This is a genomic window from Pseudonocardia sp. NPDC049154, from assembly GCF_040648315.1.
In the GTDB taxonomy this organism is placed as follows: domain Bacteria; phylum Actinomycetota; class Actinomycetes; order Mycobacteriales; family Pseudonocardiaceae; genus Pseudonocardia.
In genome coordinates this window covers 14,340-33,054 of record NZ_JBEZDN010000015.1, presented here as the reverse complement: position 1 = coordinate 33,054, position 18,715 = coordinate 14,340, and the positions used below count along the sequence as shown (strand labels likewise).

The window sequence follows — 18,715 nt, the reverse complement described above, 5'->3', positions numbered from 1 at the left end:
CGCGTCAGGGCCCGGCGCGCCCGGGTCGCGGCATCGGCTGCGCGGCGAACACGCCGGCCAGCACCGCGTCGAGGTCCGGGTAGGTGCCGTAGGGCAGGCGGGCGAGACGGTAGGCGGTCACCCGGTCGGCGCCCCGGGCCGCGGCCCCGGCGATGATCTCCCAGCGCTCGGCCGGGTAGCGGACGTCGCACAGCACGTCGACGAGCCGTTCGTGCAGGGATCGCGGGGCACGGTCCACGGACCGGCGTGCCCTGCCTCCCTCGGACGGTTCCGGCATCCTGGCGGCCTCCCGTCGGCCCGGGGCCGCAGGTGGGTGTCGACGGCCCGTTGACGCAGCAAGTTACGAGCGGCCGCGCCGTCCGGCAAGGCCCGGAGCACCCGCGCGCCTCGGGTAGCGTCGGCCCGTCCCACCCGCCGTCCCCGGAGCCCTGAGCATGAGCCTCGACGCCCCCGCGGTCGCCGCGATGATCGACCACGCGATCCTCAAGCCCGAGCTCACCCGCCCGCAGGTCGACGCGGACCTGGCGATGGCGATGCAGCACAGGGTGTTCAGCGTGTGCGTGCGGCCGTCCGACGTCGCCCACGCGGTGTCCACCGTGGCCGGCAGCGGGGTCGCGGTCGGCACCGTCCTCGGCTTCCCGCACGGCAGCACGTCGACGGCGGCGAAGGTGGCCGAGGCCCGGCAGGCGCTCGCCGACGGCGCCGTCGAACTGGACATGGTGCTCAACGTCGGCCGGCTGCGCAGCGGCCTGCTCGACGACGTCGGGGCGGACATCGCCGCCGTCGTCGGGGTGGCGGGGGAGCGGGTGGTCAAGGTCATCCTGGAGACGGCCTTCCTCACCGGCGACGAGATCGTGGCGGGCTGCCACGCGGCCGAGGCGGCGGGCGCGGCGTTCGTCAAGACGTCGACCGGGTTCGCCGGCGGCGGCGCGACGGCCGAGCACGTCGCCCTCATGCGGGCCTCCGTCGGCCCGTCCGTGCAGGTCAAGGCGTCCGGCGGGGTGCGGGACCTGGACACCCTGCTCGCGCTGTGCGAGCTCGGCGCCACCCGCTTCGGCACCAGCGCCTCCGCGGTGATCCTCGAGGACGCCGCGGGCCGGGACGCGGGTCGCCGGAGGGGGAGCTCGCGTACCCGACCGTCGGACTCGGTGGCCGCGCGGACCGACGGCGCGTCCTACTGACCTGGTTCATCTGAACGAACGTTTGACAAGATCGTGGGCCGCGGCCTAGCGTCGGTCCGCCCCCGTCCCCGACGCCCGTGAGGTGTGCCCGTGTCCCGTGAGCTCGAGGGGCAGGTCGCCCTCGTCACCGGTGCGACGTCCGGTCTCGGCCGGCGCTTCGCCGAGGTCCTGGCCGGCGCCGGTGCCGCGGTCGCCGCGGCGGGCCGCCGCGCGGACCGGCTGGAGGAGCTGGCGAAGGAGATCGAGGCCGCGGGGGGCCGGTGCCTGCCCGTGCAGCTCGACGTCTCGCGCGCCGAGGAGATCCCGGCCGCGGTCGACCGCGTGGAGGCCGAGCTCGGGCCCGTCACGATCCTGGTGAACAACGCCGGGGTCCCCGACGCGAAGCGGGCCCACTGGATGCCGCTCGAGGTCGTCGACGCCGTGCTCGACACCAACGTCCGCGGCCCGTGGCTGCTCGCGACCGAGGTGGGCCGCCGGTTGATCGCCGCCGAGCGGCCCGGCCGGATCGTCAACATCTCGTCGATGAGCGCCTTCGACTACCGCAACGGCGGCGCGGCCGCGCTGTACTCGGTGAGCAAGGCGGCGCTGAACCGGATGACCGAGGTGCTCGCCACGGAGTGGGCGCAACACCGGATCAACGTCAACGGCATCGCCCCGGGCGCCTTCCTCACCGAGATGATGGAGGGCATGATCGAGCGTCTGCACACGGACCCCGAGGGCCTGGCGGATCCGTTCCCGCGCAAGCGCCTCGGCGCCCCGGAGCAGCTGGACAGCACCCTGCTCTACCTGTGCTCGCCGGCGTCGGAGCTGGTCACCGGCACGGTGATCAAGGTCGACGACGGCCAGCACGGGCGCTAGCTCACCCGGACACGGCCGTCCCGAGGTCACCGGCGGCCGTGGTCGGCGCCGGCTTCAGGCCGAGGTGCTGGCGCAGCGTGGTGCCCTCGTACTCGGTCCGGAAGACCCCGCGCTCCTGCAGCAGCGGCACCACGGTGTCGGCGAACTCGTCGAGCCCGCCGGGCGTGATGTGCGGGACGAGCACGAACCCGTCCGACGCGTCCGCCTGCACGAACTCGTCGAGCAGCTCGGCGATCCGGCCCGGGGTGCCGATGAAGTTCTGCCGGCCGGTCACCTCGATGATCAGCTCGCGGGTGCTGAGGTGCTTGGCCTCGGCGAGCTCCCGCCACTCGTGAGCGGTCGCGATCGGGTCCCGGTACATCCGGACGCTCGCGCGGCCGCGGGAGATCGTGTTCTCGCCGACGACGGGGTCCACGGTGGGCAGCGGGCCGTCCGGGTCGTGGTCGGACAGGTCGCGGTTCCACAGCTGCTCGAGGAACTTGATCGCCGTGGCCGGGCTGACCTGCTGGTACCGGACGTGCCGGGCCTTCTCCTGGGCCTCGGCCTCCGTGTCGCCCAGCACGAACGTGGCCGCCGGCATGATCTTCAGGTCGTCGGGGGAGCGGCCGTACTTGGCCAGCCGGCCCTTGACGTCCGCGTAGAAGGCCTGGCCGGCCTCGAGCGTGCCGTGCCGGGTGAAGATCGCGTCCGCCCCGGAGGCGGCGAACTCGCGGCCCTCCTCGGAGTCACCGGCCTGCAGGATCACCGGGCGGCCCTGCGGGCTGCGCGGCACCGGGAACCGTCCGTGGATGTCGAACTGGTCCGAGCGGATCGCGAAGTCGCCGCCCGGCCGCCAGAACTCGCCGGTCTCCTTGTCGGCCACGATCTCGTCGCCCTGCCAGGAGTCGAACAGCTCCCAGGTGGCGGCGAGGAACTCCTTGGCGCGCAGGTACCGCTTCTCCTGCGGCAGGAAGCCGCCGCGGCGGAAGTTCTCGCCGGTGAACTCGTCCCACGAGGTGACGACGTTCCACGCGGCGCGGCCCGCGGAGAGGTGGTCGAGCGAGGCGAACTGGCGGGCGACCTCGTACGGCTCGTTGAAGGTCGAGTTGATCGTCCCGGCCAGCCCGAGCCGGTCGGTGACGGCGGCGAGCGCGGCCAGGATCGTGAACGTGTCCGGCCGCCCGACGACGTCGAGGTCGTAGATCAGCCCGTTCTGCTCGCGCAGCCGCAGCCCCTCGGCGAGGAACAGGAAGTCGAACCTCGCCCGCTCGGCGGTCCGGGCGAAGTGGAGGAACGAGTCGAACTCGATGTGGCTGCCGGCCTCCGGGTCGCTCCACACCGTGGTGTTGTTGACGCCGGGGAAGTGCGCGGCGAGGTGGATCTGCTTGCGCGGCATGCGGTGTCCTCCCGGGCGGTCAGGCGGCGTAGCGGTCGGCGGGGCGGTCGAGGCCGAACAGCCCGCGCAGGGTGTCGGCCTCGTAGGCGGTGCGGAAGGCACCGCGGCGCTGCAGCTCGGGGACGAGCCCGCGGGTGATCTGCGCGAGGTCGTGGTCGACGGAGCCGGGGCGCAGCCGGGCGCCGGCGAGCCCGGCCTCCTGCCACTCCAGCAGCAGGTCGGCCAGCTCGGCGGGGGTGCCGGCGACGATCCGGGCGTCGCTGACCAGCTCGCGGCCGAGCCGGGTGTCCATGCGGCCCTTGCGGTCCCGCGCGGCCTCGGCGCTCTCGTCGAGGAACACCACGACGTCGCCGAGCACGTGCAGCGGCTCCTCCGCCCGGCCGGCGGCCTCCTGCTCGCGGCGGATCTCGCCCAGGATCGGGGCCACGTCGGCGGTCTCCTGCGGGGTCACGAAGCCCAGGTCGCAGGAGCGCGCGACGAGCCGGTAGGCGTAGTCACGATGCGCCAGCGCGGCGACCAGCGGCTGCCCCTGCGGCGGCCGCGGGGTGATCGACGGGCCGCGCACGGAGAAGAACCGGCCCTCGAAGTCGATGTAGTGCAGCTTGTCCCGGTCGACGAACCGGCCGGTCGCCGCGTCGCGGATCTCGGCGTCGTCCTCCCAGCTGTCCCAGAGCCGGCGGACGACCTCGACCCAGTCCGCGGCCTCGTCGAACAGCTCCGGCGCGTCCTCCCGGCCGATCTCCCGCCGCCCCACGAGAGCCGCCTCGTCCGGACGTGTGGACACCCGCACGCGCACTCCGGCGCGGCCGGTGCTCACGAAGTCGAGGGTCGCGACGCCCTTCGAGAAGTGGAAGGGCTCGGTGTGGGTCGTGACCGCGGTCGGCACGATCCCGATGTGCGAGGTCACCGGCGCGACCCTGGCCGCGACGAGCAGCGCGTCGAGCCGGCCGCGGACCTGGTCGGTGCGCTCGTCCGGCTCGAACGGGCGCGAGGACTGGATGGCGAAACCGTCCTCGATCGTGACCAGGTCGAGCAGCCCGCGCTCGGCCTCGCGGACCTGGTCGGCCCAGTAGCCGGCGTCGAACAGCGCGGTGGGCCGGGCCTCGGGCTCGCGCCACGAGGTGGGGTGCCAGCCGGTGCCCTCGAGGGCGACGGCGAGGTGCAGGGGGGTCATCCGACAGCTCTCCCTGGGGACGGGTCGAGGAAGGGGCGTGCGCGTCAGCGGGCGCGACAGCCGGTGGTCGTGACGAGGCAGCGGTCGATCCACCGCCGCTGCGTCAGTACGATCGTCAGGACCCCGGGGACCACAGCGTCGACACTAACCCCGGCCGGGCCGAAGAGGACGTCGTAAGGTCCGTCAGCGTGGCAGGGACGACACGAACGACCCCGGACGCGGACGGCTACGCGCTCGCCTACGAGCGGGCCGGGACCGGCGACCCCGTGCTGCTGCTCCACGGCTGGCCGGGCGACCGCGGCGACTGGGCCGCCGTCGCGCACCTGCTCGCCGACGCGGGCACGGCGGACGTGGTGTGGCCCGACCTGCGGGGGTTCGGCGAGTCGGACAAGCACGAGGGCGGCGACGTCGCGGCGGCCGGCCAGGCCCGCAGCGCACTCGCCCTGCTCGACGAGCTCGGCCTCGGGCGGGCGGTCGTCGCGGGCTACGACGTCGGGAGTCGGGTGGCGCAGACCCTGGCCACCGAGCACCCCGACCGGGTCGCGGCCCTGGTCCTCGCGCCGCCGCTGCCCGGCGCGGGCCGGCGCGTGCTGGAACCCGAGGCCGCGGCCGAGTTCTGGTACCAGCACTTCCACCGGCTCGGGCTGCCCGAGCAGGTGGTCGACGGGCGGCCCGACGCCGTGCGCGCGTACCTGCGGCACTTCTGGGAACACTGGTCGAGCCCGGACTTCACCGTGGAGGAGGAGCGGCTCGACCGGCTCACCGCGCGGTACTCGCCGCGGGGCGCGTTCACGGCGTCGATCGGCTGGTACCGCAGCGGCTCCGGCATGATCGCGCGCTCGCTCGCCGAGGAGCCGCCCGTGAACCGGATCACCGTCCCGACCACGGTGCTGTGGCCCGAGCACGATCCCCTGTTCCCGCGCGCCTGGGCCGACCGGCTCGACGACTGGTTCGAGAAGGTGGACCTGCGGCCGCTCGACGGCGTGGGCCACTTCTCGCCGGTGGAGGCGCCGGACCGGTGGGCGGCCGTGCTCACCGAGGTGCTCGAGCGGGGCCGCGGGTGAGCCTCCCGCTGTCGGTCCTCGACCTCTCGCCCGTCCCCGCCGGCGGGACGCCCGGCGACGCGCTGCGGAACTCGATCGACCTCGCGCGGGCGGCGGAGCGGGCGGGCTACCACCGCTTCTGGGTGGCCGAGCACCACCTCGTCACCGGCGTCGCGTCCTCCTCCACCCCCGTGCTGGTCGCCCTGCTCGCGGCGGCGACCGAACGCATCCGGGTGGGTTCCGGCGCGGTGCAGCTGCCGCACACCCGGCCGGTGCAGGTGGCCGAGCAGTTCGGCACCGTGGCCGCCGTCCATCCCGGACGGATCGACGTCGGGCTCGGGCGCTTCGACCTGCACCGCATCCTGCGGCTGATCAAGAACGGCCCGACCGGACGCCCGGGCGGCCGGCCGCCGGAGACCCGCACGGTCGACGGGCTGCTGCTGCCGAAGCCGGGGAAGGTCCCGTCGGACCTGGGGCTGTACGGCTGCCTCGCCGAGCTGCTCGGCTTCGACCCCGACCAGGAACCGCCGGACTACGGCCGCGAGGTCGGCGAGATCCTCGCCTACTTCGCCGGGACCGCCCGCGGGCCGCGGGGCGAACCGCTGCACGTCACGCCCGCGGAGGGCGCCGACGTCGACGTCGTGGTGCTCGGCTCGACGCCGGGGGAGAGCGCGCGGGTGGCCGGGGAGTACGGGCTGCCGTTCGCCGTGAGCTATCACCTCGTGCCACACCTGGTGCTCGACGCCGTCGCCGCGTACCGCGAGGCCTTCCGGCCCGGCCGGGTGGCCGAGCCGCACGTGATCGTGTCCGCGGACGTGGTCGTCGCGGAGACGGACGAGCGGGCCCGCGAGCTCGCCGCGCCCTACGGCCAGTGGGTGCTCGACATCCGCACGGGCCGCGGGGCCCGGCCGTACGTGACCCCGGCCGAGGCGCGCGCCCGGGAGTGGACGCCCGAGGAGCGGGCCGGGGTGGCCGACCGCGTCGACACCCAGTTCGTCGGCGCGCCGGACACGGTGTGCGAGCGGCTCGCCACCCTCGCCCGCGTGAGCGGGGCGGACGAGCTGCTGGTCACCACGATCACCACAGACCACGCCGACCGGGTCCGCAGCCACGAGCTGCTCGCCGGGGCATGGGCGGGGTGGCGGCCGGGCGGATGACGGACGGCACGGATGCCGATGCCCTCGCGGACCGGCTCGCCGAGGTCTACCTGGTCGTCGGCCCGCTGTACCGGCGGGTGCTGCGGGAGGTGGGGGCCGACGGCCCCGGCGCCGGGGTGTCCGCAGGGGTGCGTGCCGTGCTGGACCTGCTGCACCGCACCGGCCCGATGACCGTGCCGCAGATGGGCCGGGCGCAGTCGCTGAGCCGGCAGTTCGTGCAGCGCATGGTCAACGACGCGCGCGAGGCCGGTCTGGTGGAGCGGGTCGACAACCCCGCACACCGCCGCTCCGGCCTGGTGCGGCTCACCCCCGAGGGGCGCCGCGTGATCGCAGCGGTCAGCGGGTGGGAGCACGCGCGCCTGCGCGCGCTGGCCGGGCGGATCACGGGCGACGACGTCGAGGCCACCCTGCGCGTCCTGCGCGCGATGCTCGGGGAGCTCGACGAGATCGAGTGATCAGCGGGCCCCCGGGCCGTCGGCGAACTGGTCCCGGTGCCGGCGCGGGCTGGTCCCGAGCGCCTGCCGGAAGTGCCGGCGCAGCGACGCCGAGGAGCCCAGCCCGGATCGCTCGGCCACCTCGTCCATCGGCAGCTGTGTGGTCTCCAGCAGCGTGCGGGCCAGCTCGAGGCGCTGGCGCAGCAGCCACCGGCCCGGGCTCTCCCCGGTGCGCTCGCGGAAGCGGCGGGTGAAGGTGCGGCGCGACATCAGGGCACCGTCGGCCCACGCGTCGAGGTCGAGCGGCCGGTCGAGGCGCCACCGCGCCCAGGCCATGGCCTCGGCGATCTCGTCGGGGCCGTCGTCGTCGGGAACCGGGGTGCGCACGAACTGGGCCTGCGACCCGTCCCGGTGCGGGGCCATCACCAGCCGCCGGGCCACCTCGCCGGCGACGGCGGCGCCGAGGTCGCGGCGCACCAGGTGCAGGCAGCAGTCCAGCGCGGCGACCGTGCCGGCCGAGCTCACGACGTCGCCGAGGTCGGTCCACAGCACGTCCGACCGGACGTGGATCCCGGGATGACGCGCGGCGAGGAGCGGGGCCGCGTGCCAGTGCGTGGTGACCTCGCGGCCGTCGACCAACCCCGACTCGGCGAGGACGAAGGCCCCCAGGCAGAGCGCGACGATCCGGGCGCCCCGGCCGTGCGCGGCGCGCAGCGCCTCGCCCAGCTCCGGGGCCACCGGCAGGTCGGGGTCCCAGCTGGGCACGACGACCGTGTCGGCCGCCGCGACCGCCTCCAGCCCGTGGTGCACGGCCAGGTCGAAGCCGGCCCGTGTCGGCAGCGCGCCCGGTGTCGCGGCGCAGACCGTGACCCGGTAGCCCGGCAGTGGGCGGTCGTCGAGCTCGGCGGTGAACACCAGGGTCGGCACCGACAGGTGGAACGGGCTGATCCCCGGGAAGGCCAGGACCGCGATCGCGTGGGTCACGCCGCCAGGGTAGGGCGGACATGGCCCGATGTGAGCAGGTATCGGCCTCCGGGCCACTGGAGCGGGGCCGTCGGCGGCGCTGTGATGAGGCCATGACCCTCACCGCGCTCCACGTTGGCGGCCCGACCCTCGTCCTCGACCTGGCCGGCCTCCGCGTCGTCACCGACCCGACCTTCGACCCGCCCGGCGACCATCCGATCGGCGACGGCCGGGTGCTGCGCAAGCTGACGGGGCCCGCCGTGCCCGCGACCGACCTCGGCCGCGTCGACCTCGTCCTGCTGTCGCACGACCAGCACCCGGACAACCTCGACCCGTCCGGCCGCGCGCTGCTGGGCGAGGCCGGGCGGGTGCTGTCCACGCCGGCGGCCGCGGGCCGCATCGCGGGCCTCGACGGGTTGGCGCCGTGGGAGACCGCGGAGGTCCCGGCGCCCGCGGGGCCGCTGGTCGTGCGGGCGGTGCCGGCGCGCCACGGCCCGCCCGGGGCGGAGGCCTTCTCCGGTCCGGTGACCGGGTTCGTCCTCGAGGCCCCGGACGGGACCACGGTCTACGTGTCCGGCGACAACGCCTCCGTCGGGGTGGTCGAGGCGATCGCGGAGCGTGTCCCGCGCGTCGACCTCGCCGTGCTGTTCTGCGGCGCGGCGCGCCGCCCCGACCGCCCCGAGCCGCTCACGCTGACCGCGGCCGACGCGGTCCTCGCGGCCCGGGCCCTCGACGCCCGCCGGGTCCTGCCGGTGCACACCGAGGGCTGGCTGCACTTCACCGAGGGGCCGGGCACGCTGTACCGCGCGTTCGCCGAGGCCGGGCTGGCGGACCGGCTCACGATCCTGCCGCTCGGGGTGCCCACCAAGCTCCCGGACCAGGTCTCGGTCTAACGGCCCTGCTGTCGCAGCAGGAAGCGCTGCACCTTCCCGCTGGGCGTCTTCGGCAGGGCGTCGACGAGGTGGACCCGGCGCGGGTAGGCGTGGGCGGCGTAGCGGGTCCGGACCAGGTTCGCCAGCTCGTCGGGCAGGTCCGGGGTCGCCTCGACGCCCTCGCGCAGCACCACGAACGCCTCGACCACCTCGCCGCGCAGCTCGTCCGGCATCCCGACGACGGCGACCTCGGCGACGGCCGGGTGCGTCGACAGCACGGACTCGACGTCGAACGGACCGATCCGGTAGCCAGCCATGATGATCACGTCGTCGTCCCGGGCGGAGAAGTACAGGTGGCCGTCGGCGTCGGCGCGGCCCGCGTCGCCGGTGAGGTACCAGCGGCCGTCCTCGCTGAACCGGTCGCCGCGGACGCCGCCCGCGTAGCCCTCGAACCACAGCAGCGGGCTGGCCGGCACGTCGAGGGCGACGCGGCCGGGGGTGTCCGGCGGCACCTCCTGCCCGGAGCCGTCGTCGGCGAGGACGGCGACCCGGAAGCCCGGCAGCGCGCGGCCCATCGAGCCCGGCCGGATCCCGGTGCGCAGGTCCGGGTGCCAGGCGTTGGCGACGACCATGCCGAGCTCGGTCTGTCCGTAGTGGTCCCGGATCTCCACCCCGAGGACCTCGCGGCCCCACGTCACGAGGTCCGGGTTCAGCGGTTCACCCGCGCTCGAGCAGGTGCGCAGCCGCAACCCCTCGGGCGGGGCGATCCCGGAGGCGCGCAGCCCGCGGTAGACGGTCGGTGCGGCGGCGAACGCGGTGACGCCGAACCGGCCGAGCACGTCCCACGTGGACCGGGCGGAGAAGCCCGCGTTCAGCAGCAGGAGGGTGCGACGTCCGGTGGCCAGCGGGGCGAGCAGGGCGTAGTAGAGCCCGTAGGCCCAGCCGGGGTCGGCGGCGTTCCAGAACACGTCGTCGGCGGTGACGTCGAGCGCGAGCTCCTGGTAGGCGACCATCGACGCGAGCGCCTTCGCCGGGACGATCACGCCCTTGGGCCTGCCGGTGGTGCCGGAGGTGTAGAGCTGCACCATCGCGCCGTCCGGCCCGACCACGGCGGCGGGCGCGCCGGTCGGCGAGGCGCCGGCGAGCCGGTCCCACTCCGCCGACCCGACCGTGACGACGGTCCACGGCGCATCGGCGGGCATGTCCTCGCCCGGGTCGAGCTTCGGCCGCTGGGTCTCGTCCGTGATCACGACGGCGGTGCCGGAGGCGGTGAGCCGCAACGCGATCGCCTGCGGGGCGAAGGCGGTGAACAGCGGCACGTAGACCGCGCCCAGGCGCAGCACCGCCACCACCGTGACGAGCAGGTCCGCGGTCTTGGGCAGCAGTGTCGCCACCCGCGAGCCCGGGCCGACCCCCAGCCCGGCCAGGCCGGCGGCGAGCCGCTCGGAGCGTTCGCGCAGCTCGCCGTACGTGAGGTCGACGGCCGACAGGTCCCCGGCCACCAGCGTGGCCGCCACCTCCCCGGCCGGGTGCCGGTCGCACAGTTCCGCGGCCAGGCAGAGGTCCGCGCGCCCGTAGCGCTCCCGCAGCTCCGTGGCCCGCGTCGTCGCGTCGGTCATGCGGGTGATCGTGGCACAGCCGCACGCCTCCGACGGTCGAGCCCGGCCGGCCGCGGCGGTGCGGCCGGGCGGGCGGCGTCAGACGGTGACGCCCTCGGTCTCCAGGGCGTCCAGATCCGCGTCGGACAGGCCGAGGATCTCGCCGAGGACCTCGCGGGTGTGCTGGCCGAGGGCGGGGGCGGCGCCCTGCGGGCCCATCGCGCTGCGCGAGGCGATCCAGCCGACCGAGGGCAGCCGGCGCGGCCCGATCACGGCGTGCACGGTCTCGGGGAAGAAGCCGCGGGCGGCGAGCACGGGGGACCGGTAGACCTCGTCGACCCGCGCGACGGCCTCCGCCCCGACCCCCTTGGCCTGCAACGCCTTCGCCGCCTCCGCCGGCGTCCGCTGCTCCGTCCAGCGGGTCACCAGCGCCTCGAGCGCGTCCTCGTGCACCCGCCGCGCCGCGAGCGTGGCGAAGCGGGGGTCCGAAGCGAGCTCGGGGGAGCCGAGCACCACCGCGAGGGCGGCGAACTGGGCGTCGTCCTCGCAGGCGATGGCGACCCACTCGTCGTCGCCCGCGCAGCGGAAGGTGCCGTGCGGGCTCGCCAGGTCGTCGCGGTTGCCGATCACGGGCACCTCGCCGCCGGTCGCCCCGGCGTACAGCACCGGCCACGGGAACGCGGCGAGGCAGGCCTCGAACATCGCCGTCTCGACGCGGACGCCCTCGCCGCAGGCCCGCGCCTGGTAGAGCGCGGCCACCGTCGCGATCGCGGTGGTGATCCCGGCCATCGGGTCGGGCAGCGACATGACCAGGTCCGTCGGTCCACCCCGGACGTCCCCGTTGGACGACGCGATGCCGCTCAGCGCGTCGATCAGCGAGCCGTAGGCCGTGCGGTCCCGGTAGGGGCCGGACTCGCCGAAGCCGGTCATCGAGACGGCGACGATCCGCGGGTTGATCTCCTTCAGCGTCTCGTACGGCAGGCCCATCCGGGCCAGCGCGCCGGCGCTCATGTTGTCGATCACGACGTCGGCGGTCGCGATCAACCCGCGCAGCAGCTCCATGCCGCGCGCCGTCTTCAGGTTCAGCGCCACGCCGCGCTTGCCCTGGTTGTACTGGTTGAAGTAGCCGGACCGGTCGACGCCGACGATGCCGTCCGCGTAGGGACCGAGGCCGCGGGTGGTCTCCAGCCGGGTCCCGGTCTCGACCCGCACGACGTCCGCGCCGAGATGGGCCAGCTGCATCGCGGCGAACGGCCCGGCCCAGACCCAGGTCAGGTCGACGACGCGCACCCCGGCGAGCGGGCGCTCGGCGGGCGTGCCGGAGCCGGCCGGGTGCTCCGTGGGGCCGGACCAGAGCGACGACGCGTCGGCCTCGCCGTGGGCCGGCGCGGCCTCGCGGGGCGGTGGGACGGTGCCGTCGACCCGCCACGGCCGCCCGGGCACCGGCAACGACTCGCCGCGGGCGCCGCCGAGCGCGACCGGCGGGAGGGACCCGCGGACGGCCAGGTGGTCCCACCCGAGGATGTCCCGGGCGCCGTGGATGGGCGCCGCCGCGATCCGGTGGACGCTCGCGAGCTCGAGGAACTCGGCGAGGGTGAACTCCGCCAGGTGCTCGCCGACGAACACGTCGAGGACGTCGGCGTTCTCGTCGCGGCCCGCGGTCGTCTCGAAGATCTCGAGCGTGCCCCAGTCCGGCGAGCCGAGCATCGCGACCAGGCGGCGGAACTCCTCGTCCCGGGTGATCTGCATGAGCACCGTGCCGTCGCGGCAGGGGTAGAAGCCCCACGGCCCGACGCTCCGGTTGCCCTGCCGCACCGGCATCTCGCCGGTGTAGTGGTAGCGCGACATCGCCGTGGCCAGCACGCTCGCGACCGAGGCCTGCAGGGAGACGTCGAGCCGCTGGCCCAGCCCGCTGCGCCGGCGCTCCACCAGCGCGCCGAGCAGGGAGAGCACCGCGCCGCACGCCGCGTGCACGCTCGACAGCTCGCCCCGGTAGCGCAGGGGGAGCGGGTCGGGGCCGCGCAGCGTGGTCGAGTTGATCGACAGCAGGCCGCCCGCGGCCAGCGCGAGCAGGTCGTTCGTGGGGTGGGGGCCGTCGCGGCCGGTGCGGCCGAAGGTCGACAGGTCGACGACGACGAGCTCCGGGCGGGCGGCCTCCAGCTCGGCGACGAGGTCGTCGCCGATCAGGTCCGACCCGTCCCGGGTGGACCGGAGCAGCACGTCGGCGCGGGCGGCGAGCAGGCGGACCGCGGGATCCTCGGCGACGACCGAGCGCTTGCCCGCGTGGAAGTAGGCGAACGACGCGCTGCGCTCGGCGTCGGGCACCGACTTCACGAACGGGCCGAGGGTGCGGAACGGGTCGCCCTCGGGGGCCTCCAGCAGCACGACCTCCGCGCCGAGATCGGCCAGCAGGCGGCCCGCATAGGCCGCGGCCAGCGTGTCCCCGGCCTCGAGGACGCGCAGGCCCGCGAGGGGGTGGTCGAACGACTGCGAGCGTGACGTCATCGTCATTTCCTTCCGACGGTGACGCACGCTACAGGGCGAGCGGGGTGAGCGGGAGGGGGTGTCGGGGTGTCGGGGGCGGGGTGGTCTCCGGGCGTGCAGGGCGGGGGCTGGGGCGGGTGCGCGGGGCGGTGGGCGTGCACCCGGACGCTGCCCGGATTCGGAAGCCCGCGTTGTGGATCCATGACGTGGCCGGGAGGGCGCGAGGAGAACGCCAGGGATCCACAACGCCTGGGGAAGGGCCGGGGGAGTGCGTGGCTCTACCCCGCGGTCGCCTCGTAGGTGTGGCCCGCCTTGCGGAGGCGTTCGATCAGGATGTGGCCCAACGCCGTGGCGGGGGTGAGGGAGCCCGCGCGGTCGGGGAGGTCGGTGTCGAGGGCGAGGGAGAGGGCGCTCTCGCCGAGCATCACGGCGGTGGCGGCGTAGCCCGGGTCGCCGGAGCCCGCGACCGTGGCGGTGACCGTCCGGCCGTCGGCCGTGGTGCCGGTGAGGACGTGCCGGAAGTAGCCCTTCGCCCGTGCCTGCTCGCTCGGCCCGCTGCCCGGCTCGGGCAGCACCCGCTCCAGCAGCGCGCGGGTGGGCGGGAAGGCCGCGCCGCCGACCATCGCCCCCATCGCCCCGGTGATCGCGACCGACGCCGCCGCGCCGGTGAGCCCCCGTCCGGCCGCCATCCGCTCCTCGTAGCGCAGGTCGCGCCCGTAGGCCCAGTCCTGCAGGGCATTGCTGCGCCGCACGATCCGGGTGTTGTAGGGCGCCATGACGAACGGGGCGGTCCAGGAGCCGTCCGGCTCGCGGCGGGGCGGGCCGGCGTCGCGCGGCTGGTCCGGTGTGGGCTCGGTGGCGTGGTCGGGGCTCAGCGAGTGCGGCCGGAGCGCGATCCGCCGCGCCGCCGGGTCGCCCGCCACGCTCGCCACGTGCCCGAGCAGGGAGGCGAGGGTGCCGCCGCTGAACCCGCCGCGGGCCGTCGCGACCGCCCGGACCCGGCCCAGGTCGACGCCCGCGGCCTCGCGCAGCAGCAGGGTGCCGAGGTCCGAGGGGATGGAGTCGTACCCGCAGGAGTGGACGATCCGCGCCCCGGTCCCGCGGGCCACGGTGTCGTACCGGTCGATCGCCTCGCGGACGAACAGCACCTCGCCGGTGAGGTCGGCGTAGTGGGTGCCGGCCCTGGCGCACGCCTCGACCAGCGGCAACCCGTACTGCGCGTACGGCCCCACGGTCGTGACGACGACGCGCGCCGACCCCGCGAGCGCGGCCAGCGAGGTCGGGTCGGTCGAGTCCGCGGTGACGATCGGCCAGTCCCGGGCCCGCTCCGGCAGGCCGGCCCGCACCCGTTCAAGCTTCTCCTGCGCCCGCCCGGCGAGCGCGATCCGCACGCCGTCCGGCGCGGCGCCCGCGAGGTAGCCGGTCAGCAGGGACCCGACGAACCCCGTGGCGCCGAAGACGACCAGATCGTGCTCCCGCGCCCTGCCTGCCTCCGTGCTCATGTCCGCATCGTGCCGGGTGCCCGCCCGATCCGCGCGCGCTACCGCGCCGACCACCCCGGCACCCGGCCGAGCACCCCCGGGCCGAGCACCCCCGGGCCGATCACCCCCGGGCCGATCACGGAGCGGGACGGCGCACGCCGGAAGGACTAGGGTCGGCCCCGACGTCGCGTGCCCACCGGTCCGTCTCCCGAGGAGTCCCCGCGTGCCCGAGTCCCGCCCTCAGACGATCGCCTACCCCGGTCCCGGTTCGCGCCCCTTCCGCCGCGACCAGGAGCCGCTGAAGCCGCACGTCATCGTGCTGTTCGGTGCCACCGGTGACCTGGCCAAGCGCAAGCTGCTGCCCGGCCTGGCCTACCTGTGCGAGTCGTCGCTGGCCCCCGAGGTCCGCGTCGTGGGCACGGCGATGGAGGACATGACCACCGACGAGTTCCGCGAGCTGGCGCACACCGCCGTGCAGTCCTTCGGCACCCACAAGTCCGACGACGACGCGTGGGCCCGGTTCGCCGACAGGCTGACCTACGTGCCGCAGGGCGCGGGGCCGGAGGGGCTCACCGCCGCGGTGAAGGAGGCCGAGGCCAGGCTCGGCGAGGGCGTGCAGCGGCTGCACTACCTGTCCGTGCCGCCGAAGGCCGCCCAGGCCGTGATCGCCATGCTGCGCGACGCCGACCTGGTCGACCGCTCGCGGGTGGTCATGGAGAAGCCCTTCGGGCACGACCTGCCCAGCGCGATCGAGCTGAACGACTACGTGCACAAGGTCTTCGACGAGTCGCAGATCTTCCGGATCGACCACTTCCTGGGCAAGGAGGCGGCGCAGAACATCCTCGCGTTCCGCTTCGCCAACGGCCTGTTCGAGCCCATCTGGAACCGCAACTTCATCGACCACGTCCAGATCGACATCCCCGAGACGCTCGGGCTGGACGAGCGGGCCAACTTCTACGAGTCGACCGGCGCGTACAAGGACATGGTCGTCACGCACCTGATGCAGGTCATGGCGTTCGTGGCGATGGAGCCGCCGACGGCACTGGAGCCGCGGGCGATCAGCGAGGAGAAGAACAAGGTCTTCCGCTCGCTGCTGCCGGTGCACCCGTGGGACGCCGTCCGCGGCCAGTACAGCGGCTACCGCGAGGAGAAGGGCGTCGCCCGCGACTCGGACACCGAGACGTTCATCGCGCTCAAGGTCGGCCTGGACAACTGGCGCTGGGCGGGCGTGCCCTTCTACCTGCGCACCGGCAAGAAGATGGCGGAGGGCCAGCGGATCATCTCGATCGCCTTCAAGGAGGCGCCGCGGACGATGTTCCCGGCGGGGTCCGGCGTCGGCACCCAGGGCCCGGACCACCTGACCTTCGACCTCGCCGACTCCTCCAAGGTCTCGCTGTCCTTCTACGGAAAGCGCCCCGGCCCGGGCTTCCGGCTGGAGAAGCTGTCGATGCAGTTCTCGACGCAGGAGACCGAGTCCGCCGGCGACGTGCTCGAGGCCTACGAACGCCTGATCCTCGACGCCATGCGGGGCGACCACACCCTGTTCACCACGGCCGAGGGCATCGAGTCGCTGTGGGAACGGTCCATGCCGCTGCTGGAGGACCCGCCGCCGGCGAAGAACTACCCCGTCGGGTCGTGGGGGCCCAACGCGATCCACCAGCTGATCGCGCCGAACGCGTGGCGGCTGCCGTTCGAGCGGGCCTGGCGCGAGCGGCGCTAGCGGTCCCAGAGGGGGTGCGGGTCGCGGCCGGCGAGCATGAGGAACCGGTCGCGCCAGGACACGTCCGCTGGCACCGGCGTCAGCGGCTCGCCGAACAGGCCGAGCTCGCGCCAGCGCGCCGCCTCCGGCTCGGTGTGCTCCCAGAGCGCCCGGGCCAGCTCCTCGGTCAGCGGGTTGACCGAGCCTCGGTGCACCGACACCTCGTGCGCCGTGAACGCGGTGCCGACCGCCCGCCGCCACAGCAGCTCCTCGGCGGGGAGCCCGCCGTCGCCGGTGGGCCTTGCCGGGTCGGCGACGGCCGCCGCCGCGGCGCACGCCTTGTCGGAGACCTCGCGGGCCAGCGCGGGGAGGTCCTGCCGGTGCTCGAGGTCCGTGAGGTCGGCGAGCTCGGCCGTGCCCTCCGGCTCGCGCCCGGCCAGCAGGTCCGGCAACGACGCGTTGACCCGGACGTGGTGGCGGACCAGGGCGTCGAGCGTGGTCGGCCGGGCGGGATCCGGCCCGTCGGGCAGCGGCGGGACGCGGATGCGCCACTGGTCGGGCGCCACCCCGTCCAGCACCTGGTTCAGCACCCGCTCGGCCTCGGTCAGGCATTCCGCCGCACGCAGCATCCGCGCTCCCGTCCACATCGGTGTGACGTCCGCCGACGATCACAGCACGCGCCCGCTCGCGCACCGGCCGGATGGAGCAAAGTGAGTCACCCGGCCGACAGGTGTGACGCGCCCGGGGCGCGTAGCGTGCGGGCGTGGCGGAGGGCGACTCCATCGCGCGGCTGGCCGCCCGGCTGCACGCGGCGACGGCGGGCCGCACGGTCGTCGGCGGCACGTTCCGGCATCCCCGCCTGGCCCTCGCCGACCTCTCCGGGCAGCGCATCGAGGCCTGGCTGCCGCGCGGCAAGCACCTGCTGATGCGGACCTCGGCCGGCCTGACCCTGCACTCGCACCTGCGGATGAGCGGGTCGTGGTCGGTGCTGGGCCCGGGGAAGCGGCTGCCGCGGTCGGTGGAGGCCCGCGTCCTGCTCCGGCTCGACGACGGCCGCACCCTGGCCGGCGTCGCGCTGCCCGTCCTCGACCTGGTCCGGACGCGGGACGAGGCCCGCGTCGTCGGGCACCTGGGTCCGGACCTGCTGACCGCCGACTTCGACGCCGACCGCGCCGCCCGCCGGCTGCACGCCACCCCGGACACCGCCGCCGTCGCCGCCCTGCTGGACCAGCGGCGCGTCGCCGGGCTGGGCAACATGTGGGCGGGTGAGCTGTGCTTCCTCCACCGTGTGAGCCCGTGGCGGCCGATCGGGGAGGTCGACGTCGGCCCCCTGCTCGACGACGCCCGGGCGCGGCTGCGCGAGGCCGTCGCCATCAACCCCCGGCAGGTCACCACCGGCGATCCGCGGCGCCCGCACTGGGTCTACGGCCGGGCCCGCCGGCCCTGCCACCGCTGCGGCACCCCCGTCGCCTTCCGACCCGCGGCGCGCACGCCGCACGGCCGGGAGACCTGGTGGTGCCCCGGCTGCCAGCGGTGAGCGCGGCCGAGGACACTAGCGGGGCGGCTCCTCCCGCCAGTCCCCGCTCGCGCCGGAGTTCGGGCCGCCCTCGCGGTCCCGCGTCTCCTCGGACTCCCCGGACGACTCGGACGACCCAGAAGACTCAGACGAGCCGGCGCGCTCACGCGGGTCGCCGTGGTCCATGCGGTCCTCCCTGTCCCGGTGGAAGACGCGCCCGGGCGCCTCGCCGGGGTCGGGGGTGGGCTCGGTCGGCATGGGGCCGGGTTCCCCCGCACGGAGCGCCCAACCGTCCTCCTCCGTGGCGGAGATCGCGCATCCGGGTGGTCGCCGTCGCGCCGGGGCGGCTGCGGGGAGGTACGGTCGTGGGCACACTGGCCCGGAGTCGAGAAGCCCGCTCCCACGTTGAGAGGACGAGATCCCGTGTGCCCCGCTCCCGACAGTGCCGAGCGTGCCGGAACCGGTCGTGCGCCGGGCCTGCCCGAGGTCGCGGCGTGGTGCGGCGAGGCCGGCGACTGGGAGCGTCTCGACGAGCCCGGCAGCGGCATCGAGCTGCACGTGTGCCGCGCGGGTGAGCGCATCCGCGTGCTCGCGGTGCGCGGCGAGATCGACGCCGCGGAGGCCGCCGCCTTCCAGGACGCCGCGATCGACCTGGTCCGCACGGCGAGGTACCTGGTCGTCGACCTTTCGGGCGTCCGGTTCCTCGCCTCCCGCGGGCTCGCGGCGCTCGTCCGCACCCAACGCGCGGCCGATGCCGTCGGCACCACGCTCTCCGTCATCACCGGTGGTAGCCGGGTCGTGCTCCGCCCGATGCAGGTGACGGGCGTCGACAGCCAGCTGCAGCTCGTCGGTGCGCTCGAGGACCTCGAGCGCCCCTGAC

The 18,715-nt window shown here is 75.2% G+C and carries 18 protein-coding genes; 9 read left to right on the top strand and 9 right to left on the bottom strand.

The features are described 5' to 3' along the window. Positions 1-4 precede the first annotated feature (4 nt). Positions 5-238, bottom strand: a complete 234-nt coding sequence (locus AB0B41_RS10950; protein ID WP_358201483.1) for a hypothetical protein — start codon at positions 236-238, stop codon at positions 5-7. 196 nt (positions 239-434) lie between these two features. Here AB0B41_RS10950 and deoC point away from each other — a divergent pair, with 196 nt between their 5' ends. Both deoC and AB0B41_RS10940 read left to right on the top strand, forming a co-directional pair. Continuing rightward, positions 435-1,181 carry a deoxyribose-phosphate aldolase gene (deoC, locus tag AB0B41_RS10945; RefSeq protein WP_358201481.1) on the top strand — a complete coding sequence of 249 codons (747 nt, stop codon included), beginning with the start codon at positions 435-437 and terminating at the stop codon, positions 1,179-1,181. Between the two features lie 90 nt (positions 1,182-1,271). After that, positions 1,272-2,039, top strand: coding sequence for an SDR family NAD(P)-dependent oxidoreductase (locus tag AB0B41_RS10940; RefSeq protein WP_358201479.1), 768 nt, complete (start codon positions 1,272-1,274; stop codon positions 2,037-2,039). A 1-nt stretch (position 2,040) separates the two neighbouring features. On the opposite strand, the gene AB0B41_RS10935 is transcribed toward AB0B41_RS10940, so the two are convergent. After that, positions 2,041-3,414 carry an NtaA/DmoA family FMN-dependent monooxygenase gene (locus tag AB0B41_RS10935; RefSeq protein ID WP_358201477.1) on the bottom strand — a complete coding sequence of 458 codons (1,374 nt, stop codon included), beginning with the start codon at positions 3,412-3,414 and terminating at the stop codon, positions 2,041-2,043. Positions 3,415-3,433: 19 nt separating this feature from the next. Next, positions 3,434-4,588: an LLM class flavin-dependent oxidoreductase gene (locus AB0B41_RS10930; RefSeq protein WP_358201475.1), complete on the bottom strand. Its 1,155-nt coding sequence runs from the start codon at positions 4,586-4,588 to the stop codon at positions 3,434-3,436. Positions 4,589-4,776: 188 nt separating this feature from the next. Here AB0B41_RS10930 and AB0B41_RS10925 point away from each other — a divergent pair, with 188 nt between their 5' ends. From AB0B41_RS10925 to AB0B41_RS10915, 3 genes are read left to right on the top strand one after another with little or no spacing between them, the layout of a single operon-like run. Further along, positions 4,777-5,652 (top strand): alpha/beta hydrolase, encoded by an 876-nt coding sequence (locus AB0B41_RS10925; protein ID WP_358201472.1) that lies wholly within the window; start codon positions 4,777-4,779, stop codon positions 5,650-5,652. Then, on the top strand, positions 5,649-6,788 hold the full coding sequence (locus tag AB0B41_RS10920; RefSeq protein ID WP_358201470.1) for an LLM class flavin-dependent oxidoreductase: 1,140 nt from the start codon (positions 5,649-5,651) through the stop codon (positions 6,786-6,788). Before AB0B41_RS10925 ends, AB0B41_RS10920 begins: the two co-directional genes overlap by 4 nt. Next, entirely contained in the window at positions 6,785-7,243 is a 459-nt protein-coding gene (locus AB0B41_RS10915; protein ID WP_358201468.1) for a MarR family transcriptional regulator, read from the top strand. Before AB0B41_RS10920 ends, AB0B41_RS10915 begins: the two co-directional genes overlap by 4 nt. Here AB0B41_RS10915 and AB0B41_RS10910 read toward each other — a convergent pair whose 3' ends face one another. After that, the gene (locus AB0B41_RS10910; RefSeq protein ID WP_358201465.1) at positions 7,244-8,206 is read right to left on the bottom strand and encodes a helix-turn-helix domain-containing protein; all 963 of its coding nucleotides are present in this window, start codon (positions 8,204-8,206) and stop codon (positions 7,244-7,246) included. A 92-nt stretch (positions 8,207-8,298) separates the two neighbouring features. Here AB0B41_RS10910 and AB0B41_RS10905 point away from each other — a divergent pair, with 92 nt between their 5' ends. After that, positions 8,299-9,078 carry an MBL fold metallo-hydrolase gene (locus tag AB0B41_RS10905; RefSeq protein ID WP_358201463.1) on the top strand — a complete coding sequence of 260 codons (780 nt, stop codon included), beginning with the start codon at positions 8,299-8,301 and terminating at the stop codon, positions 9,076-9,078. Here the strand turns inward: AB0B41_RS10905 and AB0B41_RS10900 are convergent. The 3 genes from AB0B41_RS10900 to AB0B41_RS10890 all read right to left on the bottom strand — a co-directional run bounded on the left by AB0B41_RS10900 (position 9,075) and on the right by AB0B41_RS10890 (position 14,641). Continuing rightward, positions 9,075-10,676 carry an AMP-binding protein gene (locus AB0B41_RS10900; protein ID WP_358201462.1) on the bottom strand — a complete coding sequence of 534 codons (1,602 nt, stop codon included), beginning with the start codon at positions 10,674-10,676 and terminating at the stop codon, positions 9,075-9,077. The two genes, AB0B41_RS10905 and AB0B41_RS10900, sit on opposite strands and share 4 nt — an antisense overlap. 78 nt (positions 10,677-10,754) lie before the next feature. Beyond that, complete coding sequence (locus AB0B41_RS10895; protein WP_358201460.1) at positions 10,755-13,160, bottom strand: CoA transferase; 2,406 nt, start codon at positions 13,158-13,160, stop codon at positions 10,755-10,757. Positions 13,161-13,417: 257 nt separating this feature from the next. Continuing rightward, positions 13,418-14,641: a saccharopine dehydrogenase NADP-binding domain-containing protein gene (locus AB0B41_RS10890; RefSeq protein ID WP_358201457.1), complete on the bottom strand. Its 1,224-nt coding sequence runs from the start codon at positions 14,639-14,641 to the stop codon at positions 13,418-13,420. 202 nt (positions 14,642-14,843) lie between these two features. On the opposite strand from AB0B41_RS10890, the gene zwf reads away from it, so the two are divergent. Then, positions 14,844-16,340, top strand: a complete 1,497-nt coding sequence (gene zwf / locus AB0B41_RS10885) for a glucose-6-phosphate dehydrogenase (protein WP_358201455.1) — start codon at positions 14,844-14,846, stop codon at positions 16,338-16,340. On the opposite strand, the gene AB0B41_RS10880 is transcribed toward zwf, so the two are convergent. Then, the gene (locus AB0B41_RS10880; protein WP_358201452.1) at positions 16,337-16,948 is read right to left on the bottom strand and encodes a hypothetical protein; all 612 of its coding nucleotides are present in this window, start codon (positions 16,946-16,948) and stop codon (positions 16,337-16,339) included. The two genes, zwf and AB0B41_RS10880, sit on opposite strands and share 4 nt — an antisense overlap. A gap of 134 nt (positions 16,949-17,082) precedes the next feature. Between AB0B41_RS10880 and AB0B41_RS10875 the strand changes: the two genes are divergently transcribed. Beyond that, the gene (locus AB0B41_RS10875) at positions 17,083-17,856 is read left to right on the top strand and encodes a DNA-formamidopyrimidine glycosylase family protein (RefSeq protein WP_358201450.1); all 774 of its coding nucleotides are present in this window, start codon (positions 17,083-17,085) and stop codon (positions 17,854-17,856) included. Between the two features lie 15 nt (positions 17,857-17,871). Here the strand turns inward: AB0B41_RS10875 and AB0B41_RS10870 are convergent, their stop codons facing one another. Continuing rightward, a complete protein-coding gene (locus tag AB0B41_RS10870; RefSeq protein WP_358201448.1) occupies positions 17,872-18,093 on the bottom strand; it encodes a hypothetical protein in 222 nt (73 codons plus the stop codon). A 165-nt stretch (positions 18,094-18,258) separates the two neighbouring features. Between AB0B41_RS10870 and AB0B41_RS10865 the strand changes: the two genes are divergently transcribed. Continuing rightward, positions 18,259-18,714, top strand: coding sequence for an STAS domain-containing protein (locus AB0B41_RS10865; protein WP_358201445.1), 456 nt, complete (start codon positions 18,259-18,261; stop codon positions 18,712-18,714). Position 18,715 lies beyond the last annotated feature (1 nt).